Raw genomic sequence first — 1,871 nt, 5'->3', positions numbered from 1 at the left:
ATCTACAGAACCGTAGCAACGACCCGTGACCACAGAACCGTAATAAGTGAAATTCAAGAGATGGCAAAAACCGCAGACTTACGGGAACAAGTGCTTTTGGAAGTTTTTCTTATGGGCTTGCGAATCGGTGACGTTGCTCTCCTAGAGTGGCAAACCTTCGCTGTTCAAGGTGACACACCAATTCCGATTTTAATCAACACAAAGAAAGAAAATGTGGTGGCAAGAAGTTTCGTTAGTGCGGAATTTAAGCCGATTTTGGACAAATATCTGAACACAATAGACAAGAGTAACAAGTATCTGTTCCAGTCAAAACGAAGCGGACACATGACGGTTCACGGAATCCAGAAAATCTTTAAGGGTTTAGTCAAAAGAGCGGGAATAGCGAATCACGGACTCTTTCGCTGGCACACGGGTCGAAAACTGTTTCTGAGGACTTGTGCGGAACTGGGAATTTCTTCTTGGTCTGCTAAATTAATGGTTGGGAAAAGCATTCCAGCCTCAGATGATACGTATGTGCACGATGCTGAACTGCGCAAGGACTTTATCAAAGTTTCAAACGTTCTGAAGTTGTTCCCAGTTGCTCTGAGCACACAATCAGACGTTCAGAAAACTCTCGATACGGTCATTGAAGTTCTTAGAGCATTAATGGAAGACGCGTGTAAACAGAAAGGACTAATGAAGAAGACCAAATCAAGGGATTGGCTGAAACTCTACGAAAGCATTCAGCCAGAAAGCGAAAGAAAGGAGAGGGTCAAAATTGACTAGCGAAGAACTGGAACTCGTGTAGCAAATCTTAACAGAACTCAAGGAAATCAAGAAGGTCCTTCAAGACATCAGCGTGGACACATCAGCGATACCCTAAAAGACGCGGGCTATTCATCAGTCTCTCTCAGGTGGTCTATCTCTTCACGTAGCTTCTTTATTCTTTCTGGACTAGCAGAGTCAACGAAATCGTATATCTCTTTTCTCTCTCTGATTTCCTCAATCCGCTTTAGTCTGCTCTTTGGCACCACATAAATCGGATAGACTCTCCAAAGCGCCCTCAAAGCCAAAGCCTTCTTGTCAATAGTCTTCTGAACAAGTCCTTCATCACAAAGGTCTTTAAGCCAAAGGGAAAGCTTTTGCCTCGACATATGCCGCTCCGATGGATTCTCAACAAACTCCTTGATGAGGTCAGACCACCTTGTCTTTCCCTTCTGTTCAATAAAGAGAGCAATATTGTATTTCGTTAAAGCTCGCGGTCCTGCATTCGGACTCGGTCTACTCTCAGACATGGTACCATCAATAGACTATAGTCTGCGGCGACCCATATAAGTTCTTCGCCATTGGACAAAACCTAGTGCGCACATTTTTTCAGTCCCTTTCTCTCTCTTTTTTGGTCATAACATCCACTACTCTAGTTCATCATATGAATTGGGGGACTATCTTTTTGTCTCTTCATTCTGGACTCAAAATGGCGGGGGAGAGGTCTTAGTGGTCATTGCTGTAGATATCTCCACTCTATGGTGCAAATGGGAATTTAGACTGTGAATTCAGGAGTTCGCATCATGTAAGCGCGCCTACAGAAAAAGACGGTTTTTGGGGCGGCATCTCTACTTAGGCGTGAAATGGTCCTTACCCATAATTCGCGTTAAGATACTCAAAAACCTCCAAAAAAACCAAAGCCATGTTTTTAAGCAACTAAATCCTAGCATGAGGCATGACATTCGATTTTGACTTCAGCCCAAGCTGGTACGTGATCTTCTTCGCATTTCTCATCGGTTGGCTGGTTTTGGGGATCATGAGAAGAAAGCTCACAGAAAAGAAAGAAGCGAAAGAGCAGTTCATCCTAGGCCTTCTCGGGTCATGCGCCCTACTGTCAATGGAGATCT

General features: G+C 43.9%; 2 protein-coding genes. One reads left to right on the top strand and one right to left on the bottom strand.

Translation table 11 applies throughout. The annotated features are described in order from the left end of the window. On the top strand, positions 1–765 hold a 765-nt coding region (locus tag MUP17_12125; protein MCJ7459718.1), incomplete at its 5' end, for a site-specific integrase. Positions 766–872: 107 nt separating this feature from the next. Here the strand turns inward: MUP17_12125 and MUP17_12120 are convergent. Then, positions 873–1,133, bottom strand: a complete 261-nt coding sequence (locus MUP17_12120; protein ID MCJ7459717.1) for a hypothetical protein — start codon at positions 1,131–1,133, stop codon at positions 873–875. Positions 1,134–1,871 lie beyond the last annotated feature (738 nt).

It is taken from the genome of Candidatus Zixiibacteriota bacterium, from assembly GCA_022865345.1.
Classification (GTDB): domain Bacteria; phylum Zixibacteria; class MSB-5A5; order MSB-5A5; family RBG-16-43-9; genus RBG-16-43-9.
Note: the sequence above shows the minus strand (reverse complement) of the source record. Positions and strands in the feature narration are given on the sequence as shown.

Coding starts and splice junctions, on each gene's coding strand:
- MUP17_12120 (MCJ7459717.1), bottom strand. CDS start 1,133: ATGTCGAGGCAAAAGCTTTCCCTTTGGCTTAAAGACCTTTGTGATGAA.